Origin of the sequence: Actinomadura parmotrematis (assembly GCF_019458805.1) — a bacterium.
Classification (GTDB): domain Bacteria; phylum Actinomycetota; class Actinomycetes; order Streptosporangiales; family Streptosporangiaceae; genus Spirillospora; species Spirillospora parmotrematis.
The window spans coordinates 1-26,710 of the sequence record NZ_JAIBOA010000008.1; the positions used below are offsets into that span (position 1 = coordinate 1).

At 74.2% G+C, this 26,710-nt stretch carries 28 protein-coding genes and 1 tRNA gene; 9 read left to right on the forward strand and 20 right to left on the reverse strand.

Annotated features, from left to right (window positions below):
- Positions 1-80: 80 nt before the first annotated feature.
- Genes K1Y72_RS13785 through K1Y72_RS13805 form a run of 5 tightly spaced genes read right to left on the reverse strand, consistent with a single transcriptional unit; the run spans position 81 to position 4,881 of the window.
- Positions 81-512 (reverse strand): MarR family winged helix-turn-helix transcriptional regulator, encoded by a 432-nt coding sequence (locus K1Y72_RS13785; RefSeq protein ID WP_220166696.1) that lies wholly within the window; start codon positions 510-512, stop codon positions 81-83.
- Entirely contained in the window at positions 509-1,948 is a 1,440-nt protein-coding gene (locus tag K1Y72_RS13790) for an MFS transporter (protein ID WP_220166697.1), read from the reverse strand. The genes K1Y72_RS13785 and K1Y72_RS13790 overlap by 4 nt, the downstream gene beginning before the upstream one ends.
- Before the next feature lie 46 nt (positions 1,949-1,994).
- Positions 1,995-2,819, reverse strand: a complete 825-nt coding sequence (locus K1Y72_RS13795; RefSeq protein WP_258572421.1) for an ABC transporter ATP-binding protein — start codon at positions 2,817-2,819, stop codon at positions 1,995-1,997.
- Entirely contained in the window at positions 2,816-3,844 is a 1,029-nt protein-coding gene (locus K1Y72_RS13800) for a FecCD family ABC transporter permease (RefSeq protein WP_308287059.1), read from the reverse strand. The genes K1Y72_RS13795 and K1Y72_RS13800 overlap by 4 nt, the downstream gene beginning before the upstream one ends.
- Positions 3,841-4,881, reverse strand: coding sequence for a FecCD family ABC transporter permease (locus K1Y72_RS13805; protein ID WP_308287060.1), 1,041 nt, complete (start codon positions 4,879-4,881; stop codon positions 3,841-3,843). The genes K1Y72_RS13800 and K1Y72_RS13805 overlap by 4 nt, the downstream gene beginning before the upstream one ends.
- A 96-nt stretch (positions 4,882-4,977) precedes the next feature.
- Here K1Y72_RS13805 and K1Y72_RS13810 point away from each other — a divergent pair, with 96 nt between their 5' ends.
- A complete protein-coding gene (locus K1Y72_RS13810) occupies positions 4,978-6,006 on the forward strand; it encodes an ABC transporter substrate-binding protein (RefSeq protein ID WP_220166698.1) in 1,029 nt (342 codons plus the stop codon).
- An 8-nt stretch (positions 6,007-6,014) separates the two neighbouring features.
- On the opposite strand, the gene K1Y72_RS13815 is transcribed toward K1Y72_RS13810, so the two are convergent.
- The 3 genes from K1Y72_RS13815 to K1Y72_RS13825 form a co-directional block, all read right to left on the reverse strand.
- Positions 6,015-6,818 carry a DUF72 domain-containing protein gene (locus tag K1Y72_RS13815; protein WP_220166699.1) on the reverse strand — a complete coding sequence of 268 codons (804 nt, stop codon included), beginning with the start codon at positions 6,816-6,818 and terminating at the stop codon, positions 6,015-6,017.
- 68 nt (positions 6,819-6,886) lie between these two features.
- On the reverse strand, positions 6,887-7,315 hold the full coding sequence (locus K1Y72_RS13820; protein WP_220166700.1) for a DUF397 domain-containing protein: 429 nt from the start codon (positions 7,313-7,315) through the stop codon (positions 6,887-6,889).
- On the reverse strand, positions 7,309-8,145 hold the full coding sequence (locus tag K1Y72_RS13825) for a helix-turn-helix domain-containing protein (RefSeq protein WP_220166701.1): 837 nt from the start codon (positions 8,143-8,145) through the stop codon (positions 7,309-7,311). The genes K1Y72_RS13820 and K1Y72_RS13825 overlap by 7 nt, the downstream gene beginning before the upstream one ends.
- 147 nt (positions 8,146-8,292) lie before the next feature.
- Between K1Y72_RS13825 and K1Y72_RS13830 the strand changes: the two genes are divergently transcribed.
- Positions 8,293-8,553 (forward strand): hypothetical protein, encoded by a 261-nt coding sequence (locus tag K1Y72_RS13830; RefSeq protein ID WP_220166702.1) that lies wholly within the window; start codon positions 8,293-8,295, stop codon positions 8,551-8,553.
- An 8-nt stretch (positions 8,554-8,561) separates the two neighbouring features.
- The gene (locus K1Y72_RS13835) at positions 8,562-9,119 is read left to right on the forward strand and encodes a hypothetical protein (RefSeq protein WP_220166703.1); all 558 of its coding nucleotides are present in this window, start codon (positions 8,562-8,564) and stop codon (positions 9,117-9,119) included.
- 80 nt (positions 9,120-9,199) lie between these two features.
- On the opposite strand, the gene K1Y72_RS13840 is transcribed toward K1Y72_RS13835, so the two are convergent.
- Complete coding sequence (locus K1Y72_RS13840; protein WP_220166704.1) at positions 9,200-10,657, reverse strand: MFS transporter; 1,458 nt, start codon at positions 10,655-10,657, stop codon at positions 9,200-9,202.
- Positions 10,658-10,736: 79 nt separating this feature from the next.
- On the opposite strand from K1Y72_RS13840, the gene K1Y72_RS13845 reads away from it, so the two are divergent.
- A complete protein-coding gene (locus K1Y72_RS13845; RefSeq protein WP_220166705.1) occupies positions 10,737-11,339 on the forward strand; it encodes a TetR family transcriptional regulator in 603 nt (200 codons plus the stop codon).
- A gap of 7 nt (positions 11,340-11,346) precedes the next feature.
- Positions 11,347-11,901: a putative immunity protein gene (locus tag K1Y72_RS13850; protein WP_220166706.1), complete on the forward strand. Its 555-nt coding sequence runs from the start codon at positions 11,347-11,349 to the stop codon at positions 11,899-11,901.
- Here K1Y72_RS13850 and K1Y72_RS13855 read toward each other — a convergent pair.
- Positions 11,887-14,058: a helicase-associated domain-containing protein gene (locus K1Y72_RS13855; protein WP_220166707.1), complete on the reverse strand. Its 2,172-nt coding sequence runs from the start codon at positions 14,056-14,058 to the stop codon at positions 11,887-11,889. The two genes, K1Y72_RS13850 and K1Y72_RS13855, sit on opposite strands and share 15 nt — an antisense overlap.
- Before the next feature lie 91 nt (positions 14,059-14,149).
- On the opposite strand from K1Y72_RS13855, the gene K1Y72_RS13860 reads away from it, so the two are divergent.
- The 3 genes from K1Y72_RS13860 (at position 14,150) to K1Y72_RS13870 (ending at position 17,078) form a co-directional block, all read left to right on the forward strand.
- On the forward strand, positions 14,150-14,623 hold the full coding sequence (locus K1Y72_RS13860) for a MarR family winged helix-turn-helix transcriptional regulator (RefSeq protein WP_220166708.1): 474 nt from the start codon (positions 14,150-14,152) through the stop codon (positions 14,621-14,623).
- A gap of 62 nt (positions 14,624-14,685) precedes the next feature.
- The gene (locus K1Y72_RS13865; protein ID WP_220166709.1) at positions 14,686-16,272 is read left to right on the forward strand and encodes an MFS transporter; all 1,587 of its coding nucleotides are present in this window, start codon (positions 14,686-14,688) and stop codon (positions 16,270-16,272) included.
- Positions 16,273-16,334: 62 nt separating this feature from the next.
- Positions 16,335-17,078, forward strand: coding sequence for a VOC family protein (locus K1Y72_RS13870; RefSeq protein WP_220166710.1), 744 nt, complete (start codon positions 16,335-16,337; stop codon positions 17,076-17,078).
- Positions 17,079-17,126: 48 nt separating this feature from the next.
- Here K1Y72_RS13870 and K1Y72_RS13875 read toward each other — a convergent pair.
- A tRNA-Asn gene (locus K1Y72_RS13875) sits at positions 17,127-17,202 on the reverse strand.
- A gap of 149 nt (positions 17,203-17,351) precedes the next feature.
- Between K1Y72_RS13875 and K1Y72_RS13880 the strand changes: the two genes are divergently transcribed.
- Positions 17,352-17,705: a YtxH domain-containing protein gene (locus K1Y72_RS13880; protein WP_220166711.1), complete on the forward strand. Its 354-nt coding sequence runs from the start codon at positions 17,352-17,354 to the stop codon at positions 17,703-17,705.
- On the opposite strand, the gene K1Y72_RS13885 is transcribed toward K1Y72_RS13880, so the two are convergent.
- From K1Y72_RS13885 to K1Y72_RS13925, 9 genes are all read right to left on the reverse strand, one after another.
- Positions 17,702-18,199: a hypothetical protein gene (locus tag K1Y72_RS13885; protein WP_220166712.1), complete on the reverse strand. Its 498-nt coding sequence runs from the start codon at positions 18,197-18,199 to the stop codon at positions 17,702-17,704. The genes K1Y72_RS13880 and K1Y72_RS13885 overlap by 4 nt on opposite strands.
- 17 nt (positions 18,200-18,216) lie before the next feature.
- On the reverse strand, positions 18,217-19,536 hold the full coding sequence (locus K1Y72_RS13890; RefSeq protein WP_220166713.1) for an amylo-alpha-1,6-glucosidase: 1,320 nt from the start codon (positions 19,534-19,536) through the stop codon (positions 18,217-18,219).
- Positions 19,537-19,639: 103 nt separating this feature from the next.
- Positions 19,640-20,470: an HAD family hydrolase gene (locus tag K1Y72_RS13895; RefSeq protein ID WP_220166714.1), complete on the reverse strand. Its 831-nt coding sequence runs from the start codon at positions 20,468-20,470 to the stop codon at positions 19,640-19,642.
- A 112-nt stretch (positions 20,471-20,582) separates the two neighbouring features.
- On the reverse strand, positions 20,583-21,701 hold the full coding sequence (locus K1Y72_RS13900; protein ID WP_308287061.1) for a cysteine protease StiP family protein: 1,119 nt from the start codon (positions 21,699-21,701) through the stop codon (positions 20,583-20,585).
- On the reverse strand, positions 21,698-23,044 hold the full coding sequence (locus K1Y72_RS13905; RefSeq protein ID WP_220166715.1) for a phosphoribosyltransferase family protein: 1,347 nt from the start codon (positions 23,042-23,044) through the stop codon (positions 21,698-21,700). The genes K1Y72_RS13900 and K1Y72_RS13905 overlap by 4 nt, the downstream gene beginning before the upstream one ends.
- Positions 23,041-24,198 (reverse strand): HpcH/HpaI aldolase/citrate lyase family protein, encoded by a 1,158-nt coding sequence (locus tag K1Y72_RS13910; RefSeq protein WP_220166716.1) that lies wholly within the window; start codon positions 24,196-24,198, stop codon positions 23,041-23,043. Before K1Y72_RS13910 ends, K1Y72_RS13905 begins: the two co-directional genes overlap by 4 nt.
- 154 nt (positions 24,199-24,352) lie before the next feature.
- A complete protein-coding gene (locus tag K1Y72_RS13915) occupies positions 24,353-24,931 on the reverse strand; it encodes a TerD family protein (protein WP_220166717.1) in 579 nt (192 codons plus the stop codon).
- 24 nt (positions 24,932-24,955) lie between these two features.
- A complete protein-coding gene (locus tag K1Y72_RS13920; protein ID WP_220166718.1) occupies positions 24,956-26,068 on the reverse strand; it encodes a DUF475 domain-containing protein in 1,113 nt (370 codons plus the stop codon).
- Between the two features lie 32 nt (positions 26,069-26,100).
- Positions 26,101-26,679 carry a TerD family protein gene (locus K1Y72_RS13925; protein WP_220166719.1) on the reverse strand — a complete coding sequence of 193 codons (579 nt, stop codon included), beginning with the start codon at positions 26,677-26,679 and terminating at the stop codon, positions 26,101-26,103.
- Between the last annotated feature and the right edge of the window lie 31 nt (positions 26,680-26,710).

A 26,710-nucleotide genomic window follows, 5' to 3' on the forward strand; every position in this document is an offset into this window, starting at 1 on the left:
CGGGCCAACACGCCGCAACTCAACGGCAAGCGACCGGGGGGTCACTCCTGTGACCCGCCGGTCGCCGGGGTGACCGAGGGTCAGTCGCGGGGGCGGTCGGTGAGGGCGGCGAGGCGGGCGGCGATGCGGTCGAGGGCGGCGAGGTCCTCGGGGGGCAGCTCGTCCAGGACGGCGGGCGGGCTCTCCAGGATGGCGTCGGCGCGGGCGGCGAGCGCCGCGCCCGCCGGGGTCAGCGCGACGATCTTGGAGCGCCGGTCGGCCGGGTTCGGGGTGCGCTCGACCAGGCCGCGCCCGGCGAGGTCGTCCACCATCAGGGTCGTGTAGGGGCGGTCGCTCATCAGCTCGGCGGCGAGGTCGCGCAGCGCGAGCGGACCGGCGCGCAGGCGGCGGAGCGCCTTCACCCGGAAGAAGCTCATCCCGCACTCCTCGACGACCTGGCGGCGCCGGTCCCCGCGCTCCTGCAGCACCAGGTTGAGGTTGCGCCAGGCGCGCGCCGCGGCGTCGCTGGTCATCGCTGGACCGCCGGGGTCTTCGGCTCGGCGGGGGCGAGGAGCGCGGCGGTCCGCTCGGCGCTGGCGCGCGCCCTCCGGCCCGTGGTGATCGTAGCGACCAGCAGCACCGCGAGCGCGCACCCGGCGATGATCCAGTACGCGGGCCGGGCGGCCGCGACGAACCCGCCGCCCCCGGCCGTCCCCGCCGTGAGCACGGCGCCGACGACCGCGACGCCGAGCGCCTGCCCGAGCTGGCGGCTGGTGGAGGCGACCGCCGACGCGACGCCCGCCTGAGCGCGCGGCATCCCCGACACCGCCGTGTTGGTGATCGGCGCGTTCAGCGCGCCGAACCCGAGGCCGAACAGCACGTAGGAGACGAACAGCAGGGGGTCGCGGGTCTCGGCGTCGAAGCCCGCGAGGAGCACCGTGCCGGCGAGCATGGCCGCGCCCGCGACGATCAGCGGCAGGCGGGGCCCGCGCGCGCCGACGATCCGCCCCGACAGCGGCGCGGCGACGAGCGTGAGCGCGGCCATCGGCAGCAGGTAGAGGCCGGCGTGCAGCGCCGACAGCCCGCGCACGTCCTGCAGGTAGAGGTTGTTGAGGAACAGGAACGCACCGAGCGCGGCGAATCCGCTGACGGCGGCGAGCACCGCGCCGCTGAACGGCAGGCTGCGGAAGAACCGCGGATCGATGACCGGTTCGCGGGTACGCGGGGCGTGCCGGGCGAAGACGGCGAGGGCGAGCACGGCCGCGGCGGCGGTGCCGAGCACCCGCGGCGACGCCCAGCCGTGGCCGGGCGCCTCGATGATCGCGTAGGTGAGCCCGCCGAACATCACGATCATGCAGAGCTGGCCGAGCGGGTCGGGGCGGCGCGGCGACGGCGCCCGCGACTCGGGCACGAACAGCGCGGTGAGGACGAGCGCGGCGGCGGCGATCGGCACGTTCAGCCAGAAGATCGCCCGCCAGCCGACCGAGTCGACCAGCAGCCCGCCGACGACCGGCCCGGCCGCCATGCTGACGCCGACGACCGCGCCCCAGGCGCCGATCGCGCGGGCCCGCTCGCGCGGCTCGGTGAACACGTTGGTGATGATCGACATGGCCACCGGGTTCAGCATCGACCCGCCGACCGCCTGCACGATCCGCGCGGCGACCAGCCAGCCGAGCGACGGGGCGAGGCTGCAGAGCAGCGAGCCGGCGCCGAACAGCGCCAGGCCCGCCCGGAAGACGCGGCGGCGGCCGATCCGGTCGGCGGTCGAGCCGGACAGCAGGAGCAGCGAGGCGAGCACGACGAGGTAGGCGTCGATCGTCCACTGCAGCCCGGCGACCGAGGCGCCGAGGTCGCGCCGGATCGAGGGCAGCGCGACGTTGAGGATGGTGTTGTCCAGGCTGACCAGCAGCAGGCTCATGCAGCAGATCGCCAGCACCAGCAGGCGCCGCCGGTAGGAGAGGTCGGGCACGGAGCCCCCAAGTGGTTGTACCGCTATAACGGTTTTAAGAGTACAACTAACTTTCGGGTTCCGCGACCGCGTTCCGCCGCGCCGCCGGGACGACCAGCGGCGTCCCGGTCTCCGGGTCGTCGATGACGCGGCAGGGCAGCCCGAACACCTCCTCGACGAGGGCGGCGGTGACCACCTCGCCGGGCGCGCCCTCGGCGACGATCCGCCCGCCGCGCATGGCGATCAGGTGGGTGGCGTAGCGCGCCGCGTGGTTCAGGTCGTGCAGCACCGCGACGACCGTCCGGCCCTGCTCGTGCAGCGCGGCGCAGAGGTCGAGGACCTCGATCTGGTGGGCGATGTCGAGGAAGGTCGTCGGCTCGTCCAGCAGCAGGATCGGGGTCTGCTGGGCGAGCGCCATCGCGATCCACACTCGCTGGCGCTGGCCGCCCGACAGCTCGTCGACGCCGCGCTCGGCGAGCTCGCCGACGCCGGTCGCGGCCATCGACTCGGCGACGATCCGCTCGTCCTCGCGCGACCACTGCCGCAGCAGCCCCTGGTGGGGGTAGCGGCCGCGCGCCACCAGGTCGGCGACGCTGATCCCGTCGGGCGCGATGGAGGTCTGCGGGAGCAGGCCGAGGGTGCGGGCGAGCTTCTTGGCGGGCCAGGACGCGAGCGCCCGCCCGTCGAGGACGAGCTCGCCCGCCGCCGGCTTCAGGATGCGCGCGAGGGCGCGCAGCAGCGTGGACTTGCCGCACGCGTTCGGTCCGACGATCACCGTGAAGGAGCCGTCGGGGACGGCCACGTCCAGGTCGCGGGCGATGGTGCGCTTGTCGTAGCCGAGGGTGAGGCCGGTCCCGGCGAGCCGGGCGGCGATGGCTGGCGTGTCGTTCAAATCCGTCCCGTTCTGCGTTCGGTGACCAGCAGCCACACCAGGTACCCGCCGCCGAGCAGGCCGGTGACGACGCCGGCCGGGAGCTGGTGGCCGGGGAAGGCCCGCTGGCCCGCCAGGTCGGCGGCGGCGAGCAGCACCGCGCCCGTGCAGAGCGACGGCAGCAGGTTCGGCCCCGGCGTGCGGGTGAGCTTGCGCGCCAGCTGGGGCGCGATGAGGGCGACGAAGGCGACCGGCCCGGCGGCGGCGGAGGCGAGCGCGGCGAGCACGATCGCGGCGGCGAGGAGCCCGGCGCGCACCGCGCCGACCGGGACGCCGAGGCCGTGCGCGGCGTCGTCGCCCATCTCCAGCATCCGCATCGGGCGGGCGCAGCAGAGCAGCACGGCCGGGACGAGCACGGCGAGGCCGATCAGCAGCGGCCCGGTGTCGGCCCAGTCGCGGCCGTCCAGGCTGCCGGTGAGCCAGAGCACCGCGCGCGCCGCGTCCTCGATCCTGGCCCGGGTGAGCAGGTAGCTGTTGACGCCGGTGAGCATCGCGGCGACGCCGACGCCGACGAGCACGAGCCGCTGGCCGTGCGTGCCGCGCCGCCCGGTGATCGCGAGGATGGCCGCGCCGGCGAGCAGGCCGCCCGCGACGGCGCCGGTCGCGGCGGTGGCGGTGCCCGCGCCGAACAGCACGATCGAGGTGAGGACGCCCGCCGACGCGCCCTGCCCGATGCCGATGAAGTCGGGGCTGCCGAGCGGGTTGCGCGACACCGACTGGAAGATCGCGCCGGACAGGCCGAGGCCCGCGCCGACGGCGAGGGCGGCCGCCGCGCGCGGCAGCCGCAGCTCGCGGACGATGAAGGCGTCCGCCGGGTCGCCGCCGCCGAGCAGGACGCGCACCACGTCGGCGGGCCCGATCGAGAACTCGCCGCCGCCGATGGCGACGACGGCGAGCGCCGCGGCGGCGGCGGCGAGCAGCGCCGTCACCACCATCGCGCGCGGCCGGAACCGCAGCGACACTCCCCCGGCACGGACGTGGTTCACGAGTCGGCCGCCTTCCGGCTGCGCACGAAGTAGAGGAAGAACGGGCCGCCGAGCACGACCGTCACGACGCCGACCTGGAGCTCCGACGGCCGCACGAGGACGCGCCCGAGGACGTCGGACACGAGCAGCAGGACGGGCGCGAGCACGGCGCTGTAGGGCAGCAGCCAGCGCAGGTCGGGGCCGGTGAACGGGCGGACGAGGTGCGGCACCATCAGCCCGACGAACACGATGGGGCCGCACGCGGCGGTCGCGGCGCCGCAGAGCAGCGTCACGACCGCGATCGACGCGGCGCGCGTCCACGCGGGGTTCGCACCGAGCCCGCGGGCGGCGTCGTCGCCCATCGACAGCGCGTTCAGCGGCCGCGCGACCAGCAGCGCGCCCGCCACGCCGCAGGCGACGAACGGGGCGAGCCGGGCGACGGTCCCCGCGTCGGCGGAGGCGAGCGAGCCGACCGTCCAGAACCGCATCCGGTCCAGGGAGGCGGTGTCCAGGAGCTGGGCGGCGCTCACGTAGGAGTACAGCGCCGCGTTCAGCGCCGACCCCGCGAGCGCGAGCCGCGCGGGCGTCGCGCTGCGGCCGCCGCCGACCGCGTACAGCAGCACGGCGACGGCGCCGGCGCCCGCGAACGCGAACCAGACGAGGCCGAGGAAGGAGGTGACGCCGAGGAACGACAGCGCCGTCACGACGGCGGCGGCGGCGCCCGCGTTGATGCCGAGGACGCCGGGGTCGGCGAGCGGGTTGCGGGTGAGCGCCTGCATCACCGCGCCCGCGAGGCCGAGCGCGGCGCCGGCGAGCAGGCCGAGCAGCGTGCGCGGCAGGCGCAGCTCGTACACGACGGTGCGGGCGGGCGAGCCCTCGTGGAACAGGCCGTCCCACACCTGGCCGAGCGGCAGCGGCCGGGCGCCGACCGCGATGCTGAGGGCGAGGACGGCGCCGAGCACGAGCAGGGCGCCGAGCAGGCCGGCCGCGCGGCGGCCCCGGCTGCCGGACGCGCGCACGGGGGCCGCCGTCCGGTCCGGGGACATGGCGGTGGTCACAGGGGGCCTCTCCGGGACGTTGGCTTAGGTTAGGTTAACCTAAGCCCGAAACGCCCGGTATCGGGCATCCTATTCTGTTCATCCCGAAGGACCGTGATGTCGCTCCACCGCCCCACCCCCCTCACCCGCCGCCGCCTGCTGGCGGCCGCCGGCGCCGTCGCGATCGGCCTCGCCGCCACCGCCTGCGGCTCCGACGACAAGGGCGCCGCGGAGGCCAAGGCGTCCAGCGGCCCCTGGACCTACACCGACGACCGCGGCACGAAGATCGAGCTGAAGTCCGCGCCGACCCGCGTCGTCACCTACGTCGGCGCCGCCGCGGCCCTGCACGACTTCGGCATCGACAAGCAGATCGTCGGCGTCTACGGCCCCGCCAAGAAGAAGGACGGCACGCCCGACGCGCAGATCGGCGGCTTCGACCCGGACAAGGCGACCATCATCGGCAACGCCTACGGCGAGTTCGACATCGAGAAGTACGCCGCGCTCCGGCCCGAGCTGCTCGTCGACCACATGTTCGTGAAGCCGAACCTGTTCTACGTCCCGGCCGAGAGCAAGGACAAGATCTTCAAGCTGGCGCCGTCGGTCGGCGTCGCCACCGGTGAGGCGCCGCTGCCGACCCCGATCGAGCACTACGCCAAGCTCGCGCAGGCCCTCGGCGCCGACCTGGACTCGGACAAGGTCAAGGCCGACAAGGCCCGCTTCGACAAGGCCGCCGCCGGCCTCAAGGCCGCCGCGGCCGCCAAGCCCGGCCTGAAGGTGCTCGCCGCCTCCGGCAGCGCCGACCTGTTCTACGCCTCCAACCCCGGCAAGAACAGCGACCTCATGTACTTCAAGCAGCTCGGCGTCGACATCATCGTGCCGGACAAGCTCGACAAGGACGACTACTTCGAGGGCCTGTCCTGGGAGAACGCCGACAAGTACAAGGCCGACCTGATCCTGCTGGACGCCCGCACCCAGGCCCTCCAGCCGAAGGACCTGGAGTCCAAGCCCACCTGGAAGGACCTGCCCGCCGTCAAGGCGGACCAGGTCATCAGCTGGCAGGCCGAGCCGGTCTTCTCCTACGCGGGCGCCGCCCCGATCCTGGAGAACCTGACCAAGGCGATCCAGAACGCCAAGAAGGTCTCCTAGCCCCGCGCCTAGTCAGGGGTGTTCCACTCGCGCGAGGCGGGCTGGAGAAGCGACTCGGGGAACTCCGCCGGAGTCCGGGTCGCGTCCCAGCCCGCCTTCCGCGCCTTCTCCGCGAACTGCACGGCGTTGCGGACCGCAGCGCCGCCGGGATCGTTGTTGAAGTAGACGTACCAGTCGTCCCCGCGCGGCTCGCCGAGGCGCTCCAGCCAGGCGTCGAGGACGTCCTCGCCGTACATGGGCCAGGGCTCGGCCGTCCCCTCGTGGAACCGCAGGTACCCCCAGTCCGCCGTCCGCCAGAGCGGCGCGACGGGCGCGTCCTCGCGGTCGGCCCAGCAGAGCGCGGCGTTGTGCCGCTCCAGCACGCCCCGCACCTCGTCCGTCCACCAGGTCTGGTGGCGCGGCTCGACGGCGACCCGCACGTCCTTCGGGAACGCGCGGAGCGTCGCGTCCAGCCGCTCGGGTTCGGCCCGCATCGTCGGCGGGAGCTGCACCAGGAACGGCCCGAGCCGGTCTCCGAGCCCGCGCGCGGCCTCGACCATCGCCTCCACCGCCTCGCGCGGCTCCTTGAGCCGCGTCCGGTGCGTGAGGGTCCGCCCGGCCTTCACCGCCATGACGAACCCCTCGGGCGTCCGCTGCCGCCACCCCTCGAACGTCTTGCGCCCGACCGGGTAGTAGAAGGAGGCGTTCAGCTCGGTCGTCGCGAAGCACTCGGCGTACCGCTCCAGCCACCGCTTCTTGGCCACCCCCGCCGGATACAGCCCACCGCGCCAGTCGTCGTACTGCCACCCCGACGTCCCCACGAACAACCTCATGGCCCCCACATGCCCGCAGAAGAGCCGTCCTCACGCCCCTCGCCACGCGCAGTCCGCGAGCCGAGCCGTCAGCCGAGGTCGAGCGAGCCCTCGGAGATCCTCGCGACGAGCTCCCGCCACGCCTTGGACGGCAGGATCAGCTTGGCCCCGTCAGGGTCCTTGGAGTCACGCAACGCGATGGCCGGCGTAAGGCGCGCCACCTCAACACACTGACCACCGTTGTCGTAGCTGTGACTGCTCTTGTGCCACTCGGAACCCGAGTGAGGCAGGCCGGCCACCTCCACACAGTCACCGCCGTTATTAAAGCTCCGACTGCCCTTGCGCCACGTAGACGCAAGTTGGGGCAGGCCAGCCACTTCGACGCAGTTGCCGCCGATGTCGGTGCTGCGGTTGCTCTTGCGCCACTCCACTAGCCCCAGGTCAGCCACCTCTACGCAGTCTCCGCCGTTGTTGTAACTGCGGCCACTCTTTCGCCAGTGCAAATCAGAAGTCAGCATAGTTCCTCCAAGATTGTTTGGAGCAGCACAAGGGACTCATCCGTCGGTAGGGCGGCGCCCCTGATGAGGTCGAAACACAGTGCGTAACCGCGGACAACATCACCCCGCTCGATCAACTGCCCACCCATGTACCCTTCAACATAGGCGGATCGACTGCCGTCCTCAAACTCCAATGTTGTAAAGCTTCCGGGCAGCCCCGGATGGACGCCTTTGCTGCTGGGAATGATGTGAAGCGTCACGTTCCTGCGTTGCGCAAGACAGATCAGGTGCTGAACCTGCGCCCGCATGACCCCTCGGTTCCCGACCGCACGACGCACGGCGCCCTCGTCGAAGACAACGACCACATGGCATGGATCTTCACCTTCAAGAATGCGTGCGCGCCGCAGTCGCGTGCTTACCAGTTCATCGGTCTCTTCTGCCGAGCGTCCTTCCTTGAGCATCTCGTAGGCGTACTCGCGTGTCTGCAGAAGCCCCGGCATGGCCATGGCCTCGTACTTGTGAATGACCACGGCTTGTTCTTCCTGGCGCAGATACTCGGCGAAGCCAGGCAGCAGCACCTCCAATTGCCCCACCTGCTGGTTCCACTTCCAGATGCGGTGGAAGGTGCCGTTCGTTCCGAAGCAGGTGTCGCAGTCGTTGGCGAACTCCTCGCCGGGGGCGCAGCCGGCCTTGCCGCCCTCGACCTGCCCGATCCACTGGGCGGAGTAGCCGAGCTTGGCGGCGAGCTGGGGGCGGCCGAGGCCGGCGGCCTCGCGGTAGGCGCGGAGCTCGGTGCCGAAGTACTCGGCGGGGGACTGCGGGACACCGGGGTCGCGGGGGCGGCGCGGCATGGCGATCTCCAGGGAGCGAGGAGGGAAACCAGGGGGACTTTCCGAAGGGGATCCGGGACTTTGCCGCTCTGCGCTTCCGGCCCTTCTCGACGATAACCCGATCACAGCAGGCTGAGTAGCCGTAACTCAGAGAAACCATCCTGCGAGGTGATCGACTTGTCGAACCTGCCCGCCCGCCTCGATGACCTGGCGCTCGCCGCCCTGCGGCTCGACTTCCCCGGCCACCGGATCTGGCGGTCCGTGCGCTACGACGGGCGGTTGGGCGACTGGGTGGCCACACTCCACGACCCGGCCGCCGGAGTGGATCCGACCGTCATCCGCACCAGCGCCGAAGCCCTCCGCGCGGAACTTCGCATCGAGCGCGACCGTGCCGCGCGCCGTCCGCTCCCCCGCCGGGCGTTCCTGTGAGCGGCCCGGTGAACGGTCCGGTGAGCGGCCCGGCCGCTGTCGCGCGCACGGTGCGGCGCATCGTCTCGCGCGCACGGTGGCGGCAGCGGCCCGATGCCCGCGTCGCGCTGGACCGGCTCGCCCAGGCCCTCGCCCGCGAGGGATGGCGGACGGCCGTCCACGATCATCACGGCTCCCCGTCGCTGCGGGTCACCGCGTCCGCCGTTCCCGACTTCGGCGAGACGATCACCGTCGTCGCCGACCCCGCCACCGGTGGGCCCTGCTACCTGTCCAGCACCGATTCGATCGTCGGTTCCTGTTCCGACCCGGCCCGCGCGGCCCGGCAGGTCACGGCGCGGCTCGGTCCCTGGATCGCCGCCGCGCTCGCCGGGCAGGCCCGCCGCCGGAACACCGCGTCCGACCTCCCGCCGATGACCCCCGGCCAGTTCCGCAGGCGCTTTCCCGATCTCCCCTGCTGGTGGGGCGACGCCACCCGCTCGTGGTGGGCCGCCACGCCGCGCGGGCTCGTCAGTGCGGCCACGCTTGAGGAGCTCTGTCGGGAGATCGGGCGGCGGGGTCTCGAATGACCGGTGCCGCGTGTGCGGCCGGAGCGGTGCTCCGGCCGCACACGCGGCACCGGTCAATGGGGCGGAGCAGGGTGCCGGAGTCAGGCGACCTGTGCTTCCTGGGGGTCGGGGACGGCGGCGGGTGCGGGAGCGGGAGCAGGGGCGGTGCGGCTCGGGAGGCGGGTGACGGCGGCGGCGGCGAGGAGGGCGAGGAGGGACGCCGCCAGGAAGACGGCGTGGGTGCCGGAGACGATCGAGGCCGCCGGGGAGGAGCCCGCCGCGGCCGCGTGGTGGGTGGCGGCGGTGTGCAGGGAGCCGAGGGCGCCCGCGCCGACGGCGCCGCCGAGGGACTGGAAGAAGCGGATGCCGGTGGTGGCGACGCCGAGTTGGGGGGCGGGGGCGGCGCCCTGGACGACCGTGATCAGGCGGCCGAGCAGGAACCCGAGGCCGAGGCCGAACAGCGTCATGTCGGCGCGGATCAGCCAGAGCGAGGTGGTCGTCCCGATCAGGGCGATGCCGCCGAGGGCGGCCGCCGCCAGGACCGTGCCGAGCAGGAGGAACGTCCGGTCCGACAGGTCCAGGCGGGACGCGAGGACGCCGGAGACCACCAGGCCGGCGGCGGTGAAGGCCAGGTAGAGGCCCGCCGCGGAGGCGTCGACGCCGCGGACGGTCTGCAGGTAGACGCTGAGGTAGACGAGCGCGCCGAGCATCGCCGCGCCGACGAGGCCCTGCACGAGGAAGCCGAGCCGGATCTCGGGGACGCGGAACAGCGTCAGCGGCAGGATCGGGTGCTCGGCCGTCGCCTGCCGCCACAGGAACAGGGCGAGCGTGGCCAGGGCCGCCGCGCCGAGCCCGAGGATCTGCGGCGAGGACCAGGCGTAGGTGGTGCCCGCCCATTCGGCGACGAGCAGGAGGGCGGAGGCGAACAGGGCGGCCAGCGCGGCGCCGGCGAAGTCGATGGAGGTCGCGGGGCGGGCGGCGCGGGGCAGGCGGACCACCAGCAGCAGCCCGGCGATGATCAGCAGGCCCAGCGGCAGGTTCACGTAGAAGATCAGGCGCCAGTCGGCGTGGTCGGCGAGCAGGCCGCCGACCAGCGGGCCGATCGCCATGCCGAGGCCGCCGACCAGGCCGGCCGCGCCGCCGGGGCCCTTCTTCTCCTCCGGTCCCTTGAGCATCGCCATCATCACCATCGTCACGCTCATCAGGCCGCCCGCGCCGAGGCCCTGCACCGCCCGGAAGGCGATCAGCTCGGTCATGCTCTGGGCGGCCCCGCAGAGGGCCGAGCCGGCGAGGAACGTGCCGATGGCCCCGAGCATCACCGGCCGGGCGCCGAACAGGTCGCAGAGGCGGCCGTAGAGGGGCAGCACCGCGGTGGCCGCGAGGGTGAACGACGCCACCAGCCAGGAGACGTGCTCGACGCCGTGGGCCGGGTCGAGATCGCGGGCGATCGGCACGATCGCCGAGGTCACGATGTTCTGGTCGAGGATCGCCAGGATGATCGTCAAGAGGCAGAGCAGCATGCCGACCTTGCGCTGGGCGTCGGTCATCGGGTTCGTCATGGGAGAACCGTACGACCGAATCTTGTACTCGGTCAATAGTTTTATCGAGATTAATTTTCGACCTGGTACAGTGTTGTCCATGGCTGAGATGGGACTGCGGGAGCGCAAGAAGGCGGAGACGCGGCGGGCGATCTGGCACACGGCGATGGAGGCGTTCCTGGAACGCGGCTTCGAGGAGACGTCGGTGGCGGAGATCGCCCTCGCCGCCAACATCTCGAAGATGACCTTCTTCAACTACTTCGGCTCCAAGGAGGATCTCGTCCTCGGGCCCGCCGAGGACCACGTCGGCGACGACGCGGCGGTCGCGGCACAGAGCCCGGAGCCGCTGCGCGCCCTGCGCGACCTGCACCTCTCCCGGGTCGACGGGCGCGACCCGGCGGTCGGGATGTGCGACATCCCGAGCGTCCTCGGCGTCTTCCGCCTCGTCTCCGAGAGCCCCGCCCTGATGGCCCGCTTCCAGCTCGGCCAGCACCGGCGCGAGCAGCTCCTCGCCGAGGCCCTCGGCGGCGACGAGGCCGCCCGCCTCATGGCCGCGCTGGTTTCCGCGACGCTCCGCCACCTCACCGGCGAGAACGTCGGCGAGCTCCTCACCGGCGCCTCCGCCGACGACGTGGCCGCCCGCGCCCGCGAACGCGCCACCACCGCCTTCGACCGCCTCGACATCGCCTTCGCCCGGTCCTGAGGCGACGATGTCCGGCGATTTCGAGCTGACCATGGACGAGCTGCGGGCCGTGGCGCGCTACGCGGCGACCAGCGCCGAGGACGTCCTCGCGGTGTTCGAGAAGTCCGTCCCCGGCGACCCCCGCCCGCGCGCGGCTCTGGACGCGGCGCGCACGTTCGCCGACGGCGCGCGACGGACCGGGCTCCAGCGCACCGCCTCGACGGACGCGCACCGGGCCGCCGCCGAGGCCGGCACGGAGGCGGCGCGGCTCGCCGCGCGCTGCGCCGGCGACGCCGCGGCCGCCGCCTACCTGCATCCGATAGCGCGCGCCACCCAGGTGGGGCACATCCTGCGCGCCGCCGCGAGCGCCGCCCGCATTGCCGAGCTGGAAGCGGGCGGCGACCCCGCCGCCGCGGAACGGTCGATCGAGCAGGCCCGGCAGCGCGCCACGCCCACCCTGGTCGACGTGCTGTGCCGGTACCCGCCCGCCCCGGCGGCGGGCAACCGCGTCGCCCGGCTCATGAGCGCCCTGGACACCGCCCTGCGCGCGTCCCGACCGGACCGGACCTCAGCCGTCGAGTAGACGGCGGGCCAGTTCCAGAGGATCGGGGGATCGGCGGCCCGCGCGGCGGGGTGCGGCCGCCGGCGCTGCGGGACGTTCGACGGCGAGGGCGCCGGTCCCGTCCTCCTGGGCGGGGGCGTAGCCGGCGGCGCGCAAGGCGTGCAGCGTCGCGGCGGGCGGTTCGGCGGAGGCCAGCACGGTCGGGGCGAGGGCGCGCAGGCGCAGGGACGCCAGCGCGCGGTGCGCGACCAGCTCCGCCAGGAGCGCCTCGTCGTCGGAGCGGAGGCAGCAGGCGACGGGCACCACCTTGACCCGGCCGTGCCGGGCGGCGACGTCCTTGATCCGGTACTCCAGCGTCTGCGGCAGCGGGACGGCGGAGGCCGTCGCGAGCGACGCCAGCAGCGCCTCGCCGGACGTTCCCGCGTCCAGTGCGGCGCGGATCGTCGCGTCGGTGAAGCGCCAGACGGCCGCGCCTCCCCTGCCCTCGCGCTCGGCCGCGGCGTCGAGCAGGGCGGCGAGGCGCGGCGCCGGCGGACCGGGGACGACGGCGATCCCGTCCGCCTGGAAGTAGGCGCGCTCCTGGAGCGGCGGCAGCATCGCGTCCACGGCCGCCGCGATCCGCTCCTCGTCGGGTCCGCGCTCGGCCAGCACCCGGCCGGGGCCGGTCAGCGCGTTCGCGGCGACCAGGCCGAGCGCCCTGGCCTCGCCGTAAGTGGCGTCGAGGCGGGGCGGCACGTCGTGGGCGGACGCGAACGCCATGGGGCGGAACCAGATGACGGCCAGCAGCAGGGTGTCCAGCCCGGTGGACGCGCCCTGCCCCTCGGGCAGGGTCGCGAGGGCTTCCAGCAGGGCGGTGCGGACCGCAGGAGCGGACGGGTCGTCGGGGGCGGCCAGGGCCACGGACCGAGCGTCGTCCTCCCGCGGCCAGTCCGTGATGACCAGCTCGTGGCGGTACCAGGCGGCGACGAGGACGGCGATCCGCTCGCCCGGCGACGCCGCGCGCCAGCGGTCCGCGGCGGCGGTGGGCGCGAGCCCCGCGCCGGAGACGGCCAGCAGACCGGCCGCGGCGGCGAGGTCGATCCACAGGCGTGCCTCGTCCTCGGCGGCGCCGAGCGCCTTGGCCAGCCGCGCCGTCTCCCGCACGGCGAGACCGCCGGACTTGCGCGGCGCGGCGGGCCGTCCGGCCAGTTCGGCGAGCAGCGCGCCGACCCGGTCGAGCGTTTCCAGCACGGCCGCCTGCGCCTGCCCGGCGGGCTCCCCCGGAGGCAGCGCGCCGGACGGCAGCGCTCCCGGGTACAGGCTGAGCTCGGGGAGCGGGGCGGCGCCGCGCAGCGCGTCGGCGACCTCCTTCGGCACCACCGCGATGTCGTCGTCCAGCGGGACGATGAGGGCGCGCGCGGCGAGCCAGTCGGTGTCGGGGTCGCCCGATCCGCCGTCCCGGAACACGAAGCGGGCGCCGTCCCGCTGGAAGCAGTGGGTGCCGAGCCCCGAGCTCTCGTCCACGAGCCGCTGGAGCATCCGCCGGGCCTCGGCGGGCGCGCCGGCGACGATCTCGCGGACGAGGCCGGGCTCGCCGAGCAGGAGCGCGATCTCGTTGTCGCTCACCGTCCGCGTGCCGTTGGGCAGGCCGAGGGTGCCGGCGATGCGCCGGACGGCGGGGGCGGCGAACTCCCGCGTCAGGGCCTCGAAGACCGACGGCTCCTCGTAGGCGCCCCGCGCGTCCAGCAGTGTCATCATCACGGCGGGCATGGCGAGGCGGTCCCCGGCCACCGGGACGAGCAGGGCGCGCCGCTCCAGCTCCCGCAGCACATCGGCGAAGCCCGTTCCGTCCGGGGCCGTCTCGGCGTGCGCGAACCGGGCGGCGAGGGCGGCCCGCTCCAGCGTCACCGGAGGGAGGGCGGGCAGGCCCGGCAGGCCGGACGCGAAGAACGCGAAGTCGTGGTCGAAGTCGTTCGACGCGTCGACGAGGGCGACGGCCTCGGCGAGGACTTGGACGAGCGGGAGCGGAGCGTCCAGCAGGAGCCGCGTCGAGGTGTCCGACAGCAGCGCGCGGGCCGCGTCGGCGAGGCTCCGCGGCGCTCTCCCGGCTGAGAGCCACGGCCGGCGCGCGAGCAGTCCGCCCAGGTCTTCGACGGTCCAGCCGCGCAGCGTCTCGGTGAAATCGCGCCACGCGTCCATGGGGCGAGCCTAGAGCCCGCCGCGCAGGCCGGAGGCGGTTACGGGGACAGGTATTTTGGCATAGGTATCTCTTCATAGGTATTATCGCCCGGTGACCGCCTCCCGCCCGTCCGCGCAGGACATCGACGCCACGGCCGCGGCCCTGGTGCCGCTGCTGCCCGCGCTGAACCGGGCGATGGAGCGGCACGTGCGGGAGACGCTCCCTTACCCGCCGCTGCCCGAGGGGCAGCTCGCGCTGCTCCGGCTCGTCGCCGAGCAGCCGGGCGTCACCGTGCGGGAGGCGGCGTCCGCGCTGCTGGTCAAGCCGAACAACGCCAGCGCCCTGGTGTCCCAGCTCGTCGGGCACGGCCTGCTGGAGCGCCGCGCCGACGGCGGGGACCGGCGGGTCGCGCACCTGCTGCCGACCCCCCTCATGCTGGAGCGCCTCGCCGAGGTCGAGGGGCTGAAGCGCGCCTTCCTCGCCCAGGCCCTCCGCGCCCTCAGCGACGGCGAGCAGGCCGCGCTGGGGTCGGCCACCGGCGCGCTCGCGGCGCTCGCGGCGTCGCTGCCCGCCCTCCGCGGCTGATCCCTCCTTTCCCGAAGAACGTTCCGCGCCCGCGTGCGCGCTCCCGAAGACAAGGCTCCTCCATGTCCACTGCCCCCACGGGCTCATCGACCCTGCCCGCGAGCGGCGCCGCCCCGGCGCCGTCCGGGCGCCGGGCCAACCCCTGGCTCACGCTCGTCGCCGTCGCGTTCGGCCTGTTCATGGTCGGGCTGGACGGCTCGGTCGTGTCCATCGCCAACCCCGAGATCGGCCGGGCGCTGCACGCCTCGACCGCCGATCTCCAGTGGGTGACCAACGCCTACCTGCTCGCCCTCGCCGCCTCGCTCATCCTCGGCGGCAAGCTCGGCGACCGGTTCGGGCGCCGTACCTTCTACCTCGTCGGCGTCGCCGGGTTCACGCTCGCCTCGGTCGCGATCGGGCTGTCCGGCTCGATCGCCGGTGTGATCGTCTTCCGCGCCTTCCAGGGCCTGTTCGGCGGCCTGCTCATGCCGAACACCCTCGGCCTGCTGCGCGCGGTGTTCCCGCCGAAGAAGTTCGGCATGGCCGTCGGCATCTGGGCGATGGTGTCGTCGGTGTCGACCGCGCTCGGCCCGATCGTCGGCGGGCTGCTCGTGCAGCACGTCGGCTGGGAGTCGGTCTTCTACATCAACGCGCCCGTCGGCGTCCTCGCGCTCGCCGTCAGCGCGTTCGTGCTGCCGCAGAGCCGCGACTCCACCGGCCACCACCGCTTCGACGTCGGCGGCGTCGTGCTGCTCGCGCTCGGCCTCGTCGTGCTGGTGTTCGGCGTGGTGAAGGGCGAGACGTGGGGCTGGACGGCCGCCGGGACGCTCGGCTCGCTCGCCGCCGGCCTGGCGGTCCTCGCGCTGTTCTGCCGGCACGAGACGCGGCGGGAGCACCCGCTGCTGCCCATGCGGCTGTTCCGCAGCCCCGCGCTGACGATCGGCACCGTCATCACCGCGGTGAACTTCTTCACCCTGCTCGGCTCGATCTTCTTCATCATGCTGTACCTGCAGAACGTGCGCGGGTTCTCGCCGGTCGAAGCGGGCGTCCGGACGCTGCCCCTCAGCCTCGCCTCGGTCGTCGCCGCGCCGCTCGGCGCCGCCGTGACCGACCGGTTCGGCGCCCGCGTGTCGATGCCGATCGGCATGCTGCTGCAGGCCGGCGCGTCCCTGTGGATGCTGACCTGGCAGAGCGACTCGGCCTACGGCGCGTTCTGGCCGCCGTTCGTCGCGCTCGGCCTCGGCGTCGGCATGGTGATGTCGGCGTCCTCCGAGGCGATCGTCGGGAACGCGCCGGTGCGGGACGGCGGCGTCGCGGGCGGCCTCCAGGCCACGGCCTTGCAGGTCGGCGGCGCGCTCGGCACCTCGGTGCTGGTGTCGCTGATCAGCGGCCGGGTCGGCGGCACGCTCGTGGACGAGCTGACCGGCGCCGGCGTCCCCGCGCAGGCCGCCGCCCGGCTCGGCGAGGCCGAGGACGCCGTGTCGATGGGCGTCGCGCCCGTCTCGGCGTCCATGCCCGAGCAGCTGCGCGCCGCCGTCGTCGAGGGCAGCGGGCACGCGTTCATGAACGGCGTGCACACCGCCGCGGCCGTGACGGCCGTGCTCTGCCTGGCGGGCGCCGTCCTCGCCGCCGTCGGCGTGCGGCGCGGCTCCGTCCCCGCCGCCGGGTAGACCGCCGCGCGCCCCGGCCGGACGAGGGGGCGGCCGGGGCGCGCGGCCCTTACGATCACCGGATGGCTCTGCAACTCGTCCAGGTGAACGCCAAGGCCCGCGACGACGCGGCGCTCGGCCGGTTCTGGGCGGACGCGCTCGGCTGGGCGGCGGCCGGCCGCGAACCCGGCGTGACCCACGTCGAACCCGCCGGTTTCGCCTGGCCGAACCCCACCGCCGTCTGCCTGGACGTCGTCGCCGTCCCCGACCCTGGAACCGTCCGGTACCGCGTCCATCTCGACCTCGCCACCACCTCCCCCGCCCACCACGCCGGACTGATCGCCCGCCTCCGGGACCTCGGCGCGACCCCCGCCGACATCGGCCAGGGCGACGTCCCCTGGACGGTCCTGGCCGACCCCGAGGGCAACGTGTTCTGCGTCCTGGAACCCCGCGACCTCTACCGGGACACCGGTCCGATCGCCGCCGTCGTCGTCGACTGCGCCGACCCGCGCGCCCTCGCCCGCTTCTGGGGCGAGGCGATGGGCTGGACGGCGCACGAGACGACCGGCGACCACGTCCGCCTGCGCTCGCCCGCGAACGTCGGCCCCTACCTGGAGTTCCTCCGCACCCCCGCCGCGCGCACCTGGTGGAACCGCCTCCACCTCGACCTGGCCCCCGACCGGGGCGACGACAAGGCGGCGCACGTGGCCCGCCTGCAAGCCCTGGGCGCGGCGCCCGCCGACATCGGGCAGGGCGACGTCCCCTGGACCGTCATGGCCGACCCCGAGGGCAACGAGTTCTGCGTCCTGGCCCGCGCCACGGCCTGAGAAACGCGCCAGGGCCGCCCCCGGATGGAGGGCGGCCCTGGCGTCGAGTGGCTCCCGCGAGTGGACTCGAACCACTAACCTGCCGGTTAACAGCCGGCTGCTCTGCCGATTGAGCTACGCGGGATCGTCGCTGCTCCCGGGGCTCTTCCGTCCCCGGCAGCACGTTTAGATTAGCGCATCCGAGCAGTGGTTCGCGCATCCATATCGACGCCGATGGGTGAGTCGGATTTTCCGGGGTAGAGGGCCGTCACCAACGACCAAGGGGGTCCCCACATGAAGATCCGTCTCTCGTTCTTCGCCGGCGCGGCCGCCGGTTACGTGCTCGGCACCAAGGCCGGGCGCGAGCGGTACGCGCAGATCCAGGAGTACGCGCGCCGCTTCACCGAGAACCCGAACGTGCAGCAGGCCGCCGGCACCGCCAAGGACAAGGCCACCGAGCTCGCCGCCACGGCGCGCGACAAGGTCCCGGCCAAGGTCAGCGACAAGGTGCCGGGCCTCGGCTCGTCCGACGACTCCACCGCCAAGCCCGCTCCGGCGCCGAAGCCCGCCCCGGCCCCGCCGGTCACGGCCGAGCCCGCCGGCACGCCGCTCGCCTCGGGCCCCAAGGGGACCGGGCAGCCGCGCTAAAGGCCCGTCTGGCGGCGCAGGTCCTCCAGGACCTGCTCCGCACGGGCGCGCAGACCCGGGTCGGTGGGGTCGGCGCCCGCCTCGAACACCATCGACCAGCGCACCTCGCCCCCGGCGGGCGAGCGCCGTCCGGCGATCCGGACGGCGCCGCCGCCGGGGAGGGGTGCGTTCTGCGTGACGAGGACGGTCGAGGTGACGCGCTCCCGGACCGTCTCGGGCACCGAGCCCGGTTCGGTGAGCCGGACGTGGTGCCCGGCGCCGCCCGAGGTCTCCTGGACGTGCAGCCACCCGTCCTTCCAGGACGCCTGGTCCACCCGCTCCCACGGGACGCGGGCGAAGCCGCCCTCGGCGGTGGGCAGGTGCAGGGCCAGCGAGGTCGCCACGACGTGCGAGCCGCCCCGGGTCGGCGCGGACGCGAGGGCCCGCTCGCCCCGGGCGAGGTCGAGGCGGTCGCGGACGGCGGCGGGGAGCCGGGAGGACCCGAGAAGGCGCATGGCCCCACCGTAGGCGATCAGGCCGCGCGGGAGCCGCGCCGGGCGCCCAGCAGGTCCAGGACGAGCGCCGCCGACCAGCTGTAGTCGTGGCTGCCGCGGCCCGTCCCGTCGAACGGGTCGAAGTACTCGCGGAACCCCGACTGGCGGACGAGCCGCAGCGTCGAGCCGTAGAGCAGGTCCGCGACGACGGTGAGGTCGTGCGCGACCGACCCGAACCAGATCAGCCAGTTGGTGTTCACCCACGTCGGGCCGCGCCAGTAGCCGCCCCGGTCGAACGCGGGCGCCTGGATGTCGCAGGTCGGCACCGGGTAGCCGGCGGCGCCCGCGAAGCGCGCCGACAAGAGCAGGTCGACCAGGTTGCGGACGATCGGCGCGGGCAGCTCGGGGTCGAGCAGCGGCCCGAACGAGGCGAGCGTCACCACCGGCAGCAGCCGGTCGTCGCGCAGGTCGCGGGCGCGGAAGCAGCCCGTCTCCCCGTCCCAGAGGCGCTCCAGGAGCGCGTAGTGGACGCGGTGCGCGCGCTCGCGGTGCGGCACCGGATCGGCGCCGACGATCTCGGCGATCTCGGCGAGGGCGTGCGCGGACGCCAGGTAGGTCGCGTTGACCAGCGGGTCCTGCACCGCGAACGGATGCTCGTCGCGCAGGTAGGACGGGGCGTAGCCCGCATCACGGAGCAGCGTGACGAGCCACACGTAGCGGTCGTAGTCCTCGCCGGTCGGCAGCGCGCGCGGGACGCGGCGCGGCGCGTACGCGGTCGGCGGCAGCCGGAGCGCGCCGAGCGGCCGGTCCCACGCCGGGCTGTTGTCCAGGCCCGACTCCCACGGATGGCAGATCGCGACGAGGCCGCTGCCGTCCAGGTCGCGGCACGTGGCCAGGTAGCCGAGCTGCGCGGCGAGCGCCGGATACAGGCGGCGCAGGAACGCGCGGCTCCGCTCGATGTCGGCGGCGGTCTCGTGCAGCCGCAGCGCGGCGAGGGCGTGCAGCGGCGGGTGCACGATCCCCGACGTGCGGACGCCGTTCGGCGCGGCGCCCTGGCGCTCGCTGTGCCAGAGGTCGGGGCCGGGGAAGTAGGCGTCGCGGGCGAGGGTGCCGTTGAAGACGATGTGCGGCAGCAGCCCGTCGGCCCACTGGCCGCCGAACAGCGACAGCAGCTCGCGCTCGGCGCGGTCGCGGCGGTGCCGGGCGAGGCCCATGCTGACGAAGGCCGCGTCCCAGCTCCACTGGTGGGGGTACAGGCCCGGGGACGGAACCGTCGCCGCCCCGGTCCAGTTGGCGTCCAGCACCCTGGCAGCGGCCTGCCAGAGCGCGGTCTCGTCGCCGGTGAGACGGGCACTCATGATCTCTGCGCGAACCCCCGATCGCCTCGTCGCCACCCTTGGGTCCACCGTGATTGTCGCCGGGGACGGCCGCGTCCGCGACCCCTGCGGGGCCGTCGATTCCCTACCGGGGGGCGGGAACCGCGGAAAGGTCTTCCGCGAGGGCGAGCAGCCGGGCCACGATCTCCTCCCCCGCCGCGATGCCCGACGCCGCGGTCACGGCCGTGCGCGGCGAGGTCCAGCCGGCGTCGTGCAGCTCGCCGTGCGCGGGCCGCAGCGCGCACGTGGCGGCCTCCAGCAGCTCGATGTCCAGCAGGGAGTCACCCGCGGCGAGCGTCGCGGCGGCGCCGGTACGGGCGGCGACCTCGGCGGCCGCGGCGGCCTTGGTGAGCCCGCCGGGCAGGCAGTAGACCTTGCGGCCCTGCAGCGAGGTCCGCCAGCCGCGCTCGGCGCACCAGCCCGACAGGTCGGCGAGCCAGCCGTCCGGGAGGGAGGCCCGGTCGACGACGTTGTAGGCGAACAGGCCGGCGGCGGTGCGGCGCTTCAGGACGAACCCGTCGCCGGTTCCGGCCAGGTACGCGGTGATCTCGGCGAGCGGCGCGGCCTGCTCGGCGAGGCGGCCCCGGACGGCCGCCGCCCAGTCGCCGTCGTCCACGCCGCCGACCAGCAGGTGCCCGCCGTTCGCGCAGATCGCGTAGGCGGGCGGCTCGGGCAGCAGGTGGACGCGCGCGTACTGCTCGGGCGTGCGGGTGGTGGTGGGGACGAGCACCGCGGCGCGCGCCAGCTCCTCCAGCGTCCGGGCGGCCGTCTCGGTCATGTACGACAGCGGCGCACCGCCGTAGAACTCGACGCAGAGCACGCGCGGCAACGCCGCGTCCGGCCCCGACAGCCCCATCGCCGCCGCCGAGTAGATGATCGTCCGGTCGAGATCCGAGCAGACCAGGACCGTGCTCATTGCCTCGCCTCCGCTCGGCGGTGGGCGGCCGCTTCACGCGCCGCCTTCCCTCCTCGCTCCGGTCGCAGGCTCCCTGCGCTCGTCAGTCCAGACGACGCGCGGCCGCCCACGCTCACTGGACGGCCCCCTGGCCGAAGCGGGGGTGGATGAGGCCGACGCAGGCGTACGGGAGGTCGTCCGGGGCGACCTCCACGACCGGGACGCCGCGCTCCTCGGCGAGGAGGCGGATGTGGGCGAGGTCGGCGCCGGCGTCGGCGCGGGCGAGGATCTTCCACGGGACGCGCCGCAGCAGCACCCGCGTGGTCTCCCCGACGCCCGGCTTCACCAGGTTGAGGTCGTCGACGCCGTGCGCGGCGCCGACGCGGCGGACCGCCTCCCAGCCCGACCAGTCGGGCGCCCGGTCGGCGGCCAGCAGCGCCGGGGCGTCCTTGGCGACGCGCTCAGCGACGTCGCCGAACCGGGCGCAGACGGTGTCCAGGAACAGGTTCGACACGTCGGCGCCGGCGAGCTCGGCGTAGAACTTGGCGCCGTGGAAGTCGCCGGGCCCGATCAGGTCGGCGTTCAGGACGGTGCGGCTGACCAGGCCCGACACCGTGGAGTTCAGGCACGCCGACGGGATGAGGAAGTCGTCGCGGGTGCCGTGCAGCGGCGTGCAGTGGCCGGGGTCGGCCAGCACCGCGAGGTCGGCCGGGAAGCCGGTGCCGGCGACGGCGGCCGCCAGCTCGCGGGTGATCGCGCCCTTGCCGGTCCAGCCGTCCACGAACATCGCCCGGGACGGGTCGTGGCGGGCCGCCAGGTGGTCCAGGGCGACGGTGTCGATGCCGCGGCCCCGCACGATGCTGACGGCGTAGTGCGGCAGGTCGAGGCCGTGCGCGAACCGCGCCCAGCGGCGCACGAGGACGCCGACGGGCGTGCCCGCGCGGGCCAGCGAGACGAGGACGGCGTCCGGGCCGCGCTCGGCGAGGACCAGCTCGGTGATGAGGCCGGTCGCGTGGGCGAGGCGCTCGGCGGACGCGGCGAGGGCGTCGTGGAACAGCCGCTGGTAGGCCGGGCCCGGCTGGTACTCCACGGGCAGCGACTCGGCGTAGTGGGCGCGGCCCGCCTGGATGGCGGCCTCGCGCTCCTCGGTCGGCGCCTCCAGGCGGGCGCCCGACAGGTCCGTCAGCAGCCACGTCACGTCGTCGGCGGCGTAGCTGCCGAACTCCGGGCCGTGCAGCGGCACCGCGCTCACGCGCCCTCCTCGGGGATCACCGCGAGCAGGACGGGCGCGCGGCCCGCCAGCAGCGGCAGCAGCCCGGCGGCCAGCTCGGGGGTGTCGCCCGCCGCGTCGGTGACGAGGACGATCGCGTCGAAGGAGTCGTCGACGTTGTAGGCGTAGCGCTCCCCCGGCCCGTCGGCGGGGTCGTCGTGGGCGGGGAACACCAGCCGCGTGCGGAGGGCGTAGCCGGGGTCGTCGACGGCGAGCGCCGGGGAGCGCGTCGTGGTGGAGAAGCGGACATCGGCGGCGGGCAGCAGGTCGGCGAGCGCGGCGGCGAGCCGCAGCGGCGCGTACATCAGCTCCTCGGTGCCGAGGACGAGGACGCGCCCGGCGCCCGGCGGGAGCTGCGCGGCGACGCGGCGCGCCATCTCCGGCAGCTCCTTCTCCAGCCGCAGCCGGTCGTCGCGGACGAAGCCGTGCCGGCCGCCCGCCGGGACGCCGGCGGGCCAGCCGAGGTCGACGCGCTCGGTCGCGAACACCCCGGCGGGCACGACCTCCGGCGGCCCGGACGCCAGCTCGTCCACGAGCCGCCGCGCGGACTCGGCGAGGCCGACGGGCAGCTCGACGCGGCCCGCGGCCAGGCTGACGGCGTCGATGCGGGCGCCGAGCTCGGCGGCCAGGTCGCGCAGCCGCATCCGGTCGGCCTCGCTTCGCATGTCGACCAGGGCGGCGAGGACGTAGCGGGACCGGGGGCGGGCGGCGTGCAGGGCGCGGACGGTGTTGAGGACGGTGCGGCCGGTGGACAGCTCGTCGTCCACCAGCACCACCGGGACGTCCCGGTCGAACGCGGCGCGGTCGGCGGGCGCCAGCAGGTGGCCGGTGGCGTGGCTGTGCTCCTCCTCGAACCCGCCGTAGACGTCGCGGCCGGCGCCGGGGCGGCGGCGGGTGGAGTGCAGGTAGTAGGCGTCGCCGAGCGCGTCGGCGACGGCGTGGCCGAGGGCCGTCGCGGTCTCGGCGTAGCCGAGGACGACCGCGTCCACGCCGCCCTTCGGCTCGCGCAGCCGGTCGCGGAGCGCGCCCGCCGCGCCGCGGGTGCCGCGCAGCGCGTTGGCGAGGAACGGCAGGTACTGCTCGGCGCCGGTGTCGCGGCCGCGCAGCCGCAGCCGGACCGCCTCGCCGAGCAGCAGCCCCGCCCCGTACACGAGGCGCGGCTCGGTCGGGACGTGCTTGCCGAGGACGCCGGACACCAGCAGGTGGGCGCGGCGCGGGTTGCGGCGCACCGCGAGGCCGACGAGGTCGTCGACGCCGTCGCCGGTCACCCGGACGCCGAGCCGGGCGGAGACCCACTCCCCCGGCCAGGTGCCGCCGCGCCTCACCGGGCGCCCGCCGCTTCGAGCAGCTCGACGAACGTGACGTCCTCGGCGGCGACGCCGAACACGTGGGCGCGCAGCATGAGCCGCTCGGCCCAGGCGCGGTGCGGCTTCGCCTCGTTCATCTTGTTGGCGTAGGAGCTGGCCATCGCGCCGCCCCCGGCGACGCCGAGGATGTCGGCGGCGTCGCAGTACTCCTCGTGGGTGACGACCGACAGGGCGTGCACCGCCGCCACGTGGCTCGGATGGATGACGGTCTTGCCGGTCAGCCCGTTGGCCTTGTCGAGGTGCACCTCGCGGATCAGCCCGTCCAGGTCGGTGCCGATGAGGCGGCTGCGGAGCGGCACGGCCTGCTGCGCCTCGAACGGCGTCTGGCGGAGCTGCGGCTTGAACATCCGCTCGCCCGCCGAGAAGTACTCCCAGACCGGGCCGGTCACGACGTGGCCGGTGCCGTCGGCGCGGCCGAGGACGTTCACCACGTCGGCGATCACCCCGGCGACCGGGCCGATGTCGTAGATCGTGAGGTCGGGCGGCCGGCGCAGCCCGTACGCCGACGACATGTCGGTCGCGCCGATCCGGACGGCGAGGATCCGCTCGCGGTGCTTGGCGAGCAGCAGCGCCACCTCGCGCAGCAGGTCGGCGCGGGTCTCGGTGTGGACGGCCTCGCGGCTCTCGATGACCGGCATGGCGAGGAGCCGGAGCCCGGTGCGGTCCGCGGCGGCGGCGACGGCGTCCAGGAACGGGCCGCCGGACGCGCCGGTGAACTTGGGCAGGACGAACCCGGTGAGCAGCGCGGCGGCGTCGCCGAGGCGCTCCACGAGGTCGCCGACCTGCTCGGGGGCGCGGACCCGGACGAACAGCAGCGGCGCGGGGCCGCCCCGCTCGTGCAGCAGCCGGAGCTGGGCGACGGCGTTGGCCTCGGCGGCGGGCAGGTCGGCGTCGGCGACCGCGTCCTCCAGGCACACCACCAGGCTCGTCACGCCCCGCGCGGCGGCCTTGGCGACGTCGTCCGCGAGACGCGGGCGGATCGCCGGGGTGTAGAGGGTGGCGCCGAGCGCGACGGCGAGCACCGCCGGGTCGTCGTGCCGGTCGAAGCCGCGGGGGTGGCGGAAGAACAGGTGCTTGCGCAGAGCGGTATCTATGTGATCAAAGTGCCGCATCCACGCAATTCCCCCCATTGAGCCCGTCGATCCCATGATAGGTCCCTTCCGGGACCTCACGACGGCGCGCCGGGACGCCGGTTCCGCGACGGGCCCGCAGGTCGGCGCCCTGGCCCGGCCCCGGCGCGGCCCCGGGGCCGCGCCGGGGCCGGCGTCACAGGTGCTGCGTCACCGCGGGCAGCAGGTCCTGGAAGGTGCGGCCGGTCGCGGTGGCGCCGACCGCGGTCATCGACCAGCCCGCGCCGTCCCGGGCCACCTTCGCCATGATCTGCGCGTTGTGGCCGCCCGAGCCGCTCAGCTCGTAGCGGGCGATCTCCTGGCCGGTGGACTCGTCGACCAGCCGGCAGAACGCGTTGGCGATCTGCGAGAAGTCCTGGCCGGTGAAGGAGTTCACGGTGAACACGAGCTGGGCGACGCTGGCGGGCAGCGCGGCCAGGTCCACGTTGATCACCTCGTCGTCGCCCTCGCCGGCGCCGGTGAGGTTGTCGCCGGTGTGCAGCACCGCGCCGTCCTTGCTGCGCAGCTGCCGGAACCAGACGGCGTCGGCGAGGTTGCCGCTCGCGTCGAACAGCAGGCAGGAGGCGTCCAGGTCGATGTCGGGCGCCCTGCCGCGGCCGAACAGGCCCTTCTTCGGGACGGCGTCCCAGCCGAGGCCCATCCGGACCCTGGTCAGGGTGCCGCCGCCGGGCTTGGCGAGCGAGACCTTCTGGCCCTTGGTGAGTGAGACGGACATGAGGTGGGGAACTCCTTGGCTCTGCTAGACCCGGCTGGAGTGCAGCCGCGCGTCCTGGTCGCCGGCGTCGCCGCCGCCGATGGTGCCGCCGCCGCCCGCGGCGCGGTTGCGCACCACCGAGGTGGCGAACGCGGCGATGATCAGTCCGGCGCCGAGGCCGCCGGTCACCCACTCGGGCACGTGGTGGCCGATGCTGATCAGCATGCAGGCGGCGAGCGCGCCGATGGCCCAGTGCGCGCCGTGCTCCAGGTAGACGTACTCGCTGAGGGTGCCCTTGCGGACGAGGAAGACCGTCAGGGACCGGATGTACATGGCGCCGATGCCGAGGCCGAGCGCGATGATGATCGGGTCGGTGCTGATGGCGAACGCGCCGATGACGCCGTCGAAGGAGAACGAGGCGTCCAGCACCTCCAGGTAGAGGAACAGGAAGAACCCGGCCTTGCCGGTGGCGAGCGCCAGCGCGCTCGGACCGGAGTGGCCCGGGGACGTGTCGGCCCCGTCCTCGTCCTCCTCGTTGGCCTCGGCGAACAGCTCGCCGAGCCCGTTCACCAGGATGTAGGTGATCATGCCGAGCACGCCGGCGATCATCACGTTGCCCGGGTTCTCCGCCCAGAACGAGGCGACGAGCGCGAGCGCGCCGCCCGCGACCACGACGGGGAGCTGGTCCAGCTTGCCGATGCGGGCGAGCGGGCGCTCCAGCCAGGCGAGCCAGCGCTCCTCGCGGTCCTCGAAGACGAACTCCAGGAACAGCATCATGAGGAACATGCCGCCGAACGCCGCGATCATCGGGTAGGCGTTGTGCATCAGCTCCTCGTACCGGTGCTGGTCGTTCAGCGCCAGGTCGAACGCCTCGACGGGGCCGAGCTTGGCGGTGATGCCGACGATCAGCAGCGGGAAGACCAGCCGCATGCCGAACACCGCGATGGCGATGCCGACGGTCAGGAAGATCTTCTGCCAGAACGGGCTCATCCGGTCCAGCACCTTGGCGTTCACCACGGCGTTGTCGAACGACAGCGAGATCTCCAGGATGGCCAGCACCGCCACCAGCGCGAGGCCGGTGCCGCCCTGGTAGAGGAGGGCGGCGGCCAGGCCGACGGCGGTGATGGCGAAGGACCACCCGAAGGTGCGAAGAATCATGTGGGTTTTCTGTTCGTTGCGGGGATCGGCGCTCAGCCGACGTTGACGCCGAAGTCCATGGCGATGCCGGCGAGGCCCGAGGCGTAGCCCTGGCCGACGGCGCGGAACTTCCACTCGCCGTTGTGCCGGTAGAGCTCGCCGAAGACCATCGCCGTCTCGGTGGAGGCGTCCTCGGACAGGTCGAACCGGGCCAGCTCGTTGCCGTCGGACCGGTCGACGATGCGGATGAAGGCGTTCCGGACCTGCCCGAAGTTCTGGGCGCGCCGGTCGGCCTCGTAGATGGAGACGGGGAACACGATCCGCTGGCACTCGCCGGGCACGCCGGTGAGGTCGACGTTGATCGACTCGTCGTCGCCCTCGCCCTCGCCGGTGAGGTTGTCGCCGGTGTGCTCGACGGCGCCCTCGGGGCTGCGCAGGTTGTTGAAGAACACGAAGTGCCGGTCGGACATGACCTTGCCGTCCGCGCCCAGCAGGAGCGCCGAGGCGTCCAGGTCGAAATCGGCGCCCGTCGTCGCCCGCACGTCCCAGCCGAGCCCGACCGACACCGCGGTCAGGTTCGGCGCGGCCTTGCTGAGCGAGACGTTTCCGCCCTTGGCGAGCGATACTCCCATGATCGACAACTCCTCTGGTCTGCCTGCTGTG

Coding starts and splice junctions, on each gene's coding strand:
- K1Y72_RS13845 (WP_220166705.1), top strand. CDS start 10,737: ATGGCTGAGATGGGACTGCGGGAGCGCAAGAAGGCGGAGACGCGGCGG.
- K1Y72_RS13865 (WP_220166709.1), top strand. CDS start 14,686: ATGTCCACTGCCCCCACGGGCTCATCGACCCTGCCCGCGAGCGGCGCC.
- K1Y72_RS13855 (WP_220166707.1), bottom strand. CDS start 14,058: ATGGACGCGTGGCGCGATTTCACCGAGACGCTGCGCGGCTGGACCGTC.
- K1Y72_RS13840 (WP_220166704.1), bottom strand. CDS start 10,657: ATGACGAACCCGATGACCGACGCCCAGCGCAAGGTCGGCATGCTGCTC.
- K1Y72_RS13920 (WP_220166718.1), bottom strand. CDS start 26,068: ATGATTCTTCGCACCTTCGGGTGGTCCTTCGCCATCACCGCCGTCGGC.
- K1Y72_RS13915 (WP_220166717.1), bottom strand. CDS start 24,931: ATGTCCGTCTCACTCACCAAGGGCCAGAAGGTCTCGCTCGCCAAGCCC.
- K1Y72_RS13815 (WP_220166699.1), bottom strand. CDS start 6,818: ATGAGGTTGTTCGTGGGGACGTCGGGGTGGCAGTACGACGACTGGCGC.
- K1Y72_RS13825 (WP_220166701.1), bottom strand. CDS start 8,145: ATGCCGCGCCGCCCCCGCGACCCCGGTGTCCCGCAGTCCCCCGCCGAG.
- K1Y72_RS13870 (WP_220166710.1), top strand. CDS start 16,335: ATGGCTCTGCAACTCGTCCAGGTGAACGCCAAGGCCCGCGACGACGCG.
- K1Y72_RS13785 (WP_220166696.1), bottom strand. CDS start 512: ATGACCAGCGACGCCGCGGCGCGCGCCTGGCGCAACCTCAACCTGGTG.
- K1Y72_RS13885 (WP_220166712.1), bottom strand. CDS start 18,199: ATGCGCCTTCTCGGGTCCTCCCGGCTCCCCGCCGCCGTCCGCGACCGC.
- K1Y72_RS13820 (WP_220166700.1), bottom strand. CDS start 7,315: ATGCTGACTTCTGATTTGCACTGGCGAAAGAGTGGCCGCAGTTACAAC.
- K1Y72_RS13880 (WP_220166711.1), top strand. CDS start 17,352: ATGAAGATCCGTCTCTCGTTCTTCGCCGGCGCGGCCGCCGGTTACGTG.
- K1Y72_RS13925 (WP_220166719.1), bottom strand. CDS start 26,679: ATGGGAGTATCGCTCGCCAAGGGCGGAAACGTCTCGCTCAGCAAGGCC.
- K1Y72_RS13895 (WP_220166714.1), bottom strand. CDS start 20,470: ATGAGCACGGTCCTGGTCTGCTCGGATCTCGACCGGACGATCATCTAC.
- K1Y72_RS13810 (WP_220166698.1), top strand. CDS start 4,978: ATGTCGCTCCACCGCCCCACCCCCCTCACCCGCCGCCGCCTGCTGGCG.
- K1Y72_RS13890 (WP_220166713.1), bottom strand. CDS start 19,536: ATGAGTGCCCGTCTCACCGGCGACGAGACCGCGCTCTGGCAGGCCGCT.
- K1Y72_RS13910 (WP_220166716.1), bottom strand. CDS start 24,198: ATGCGGCACTTTGATCACATAGATACCGCTCTGCGCAAGCACCTGTTC.
- K1Y72_RS13850 (WP_220166706.1), top strand. CDS start 11,347: ATGTCCGGCGATTTCGAGCTGACCATGGACGAGCTGCGGGCCGTGGCG.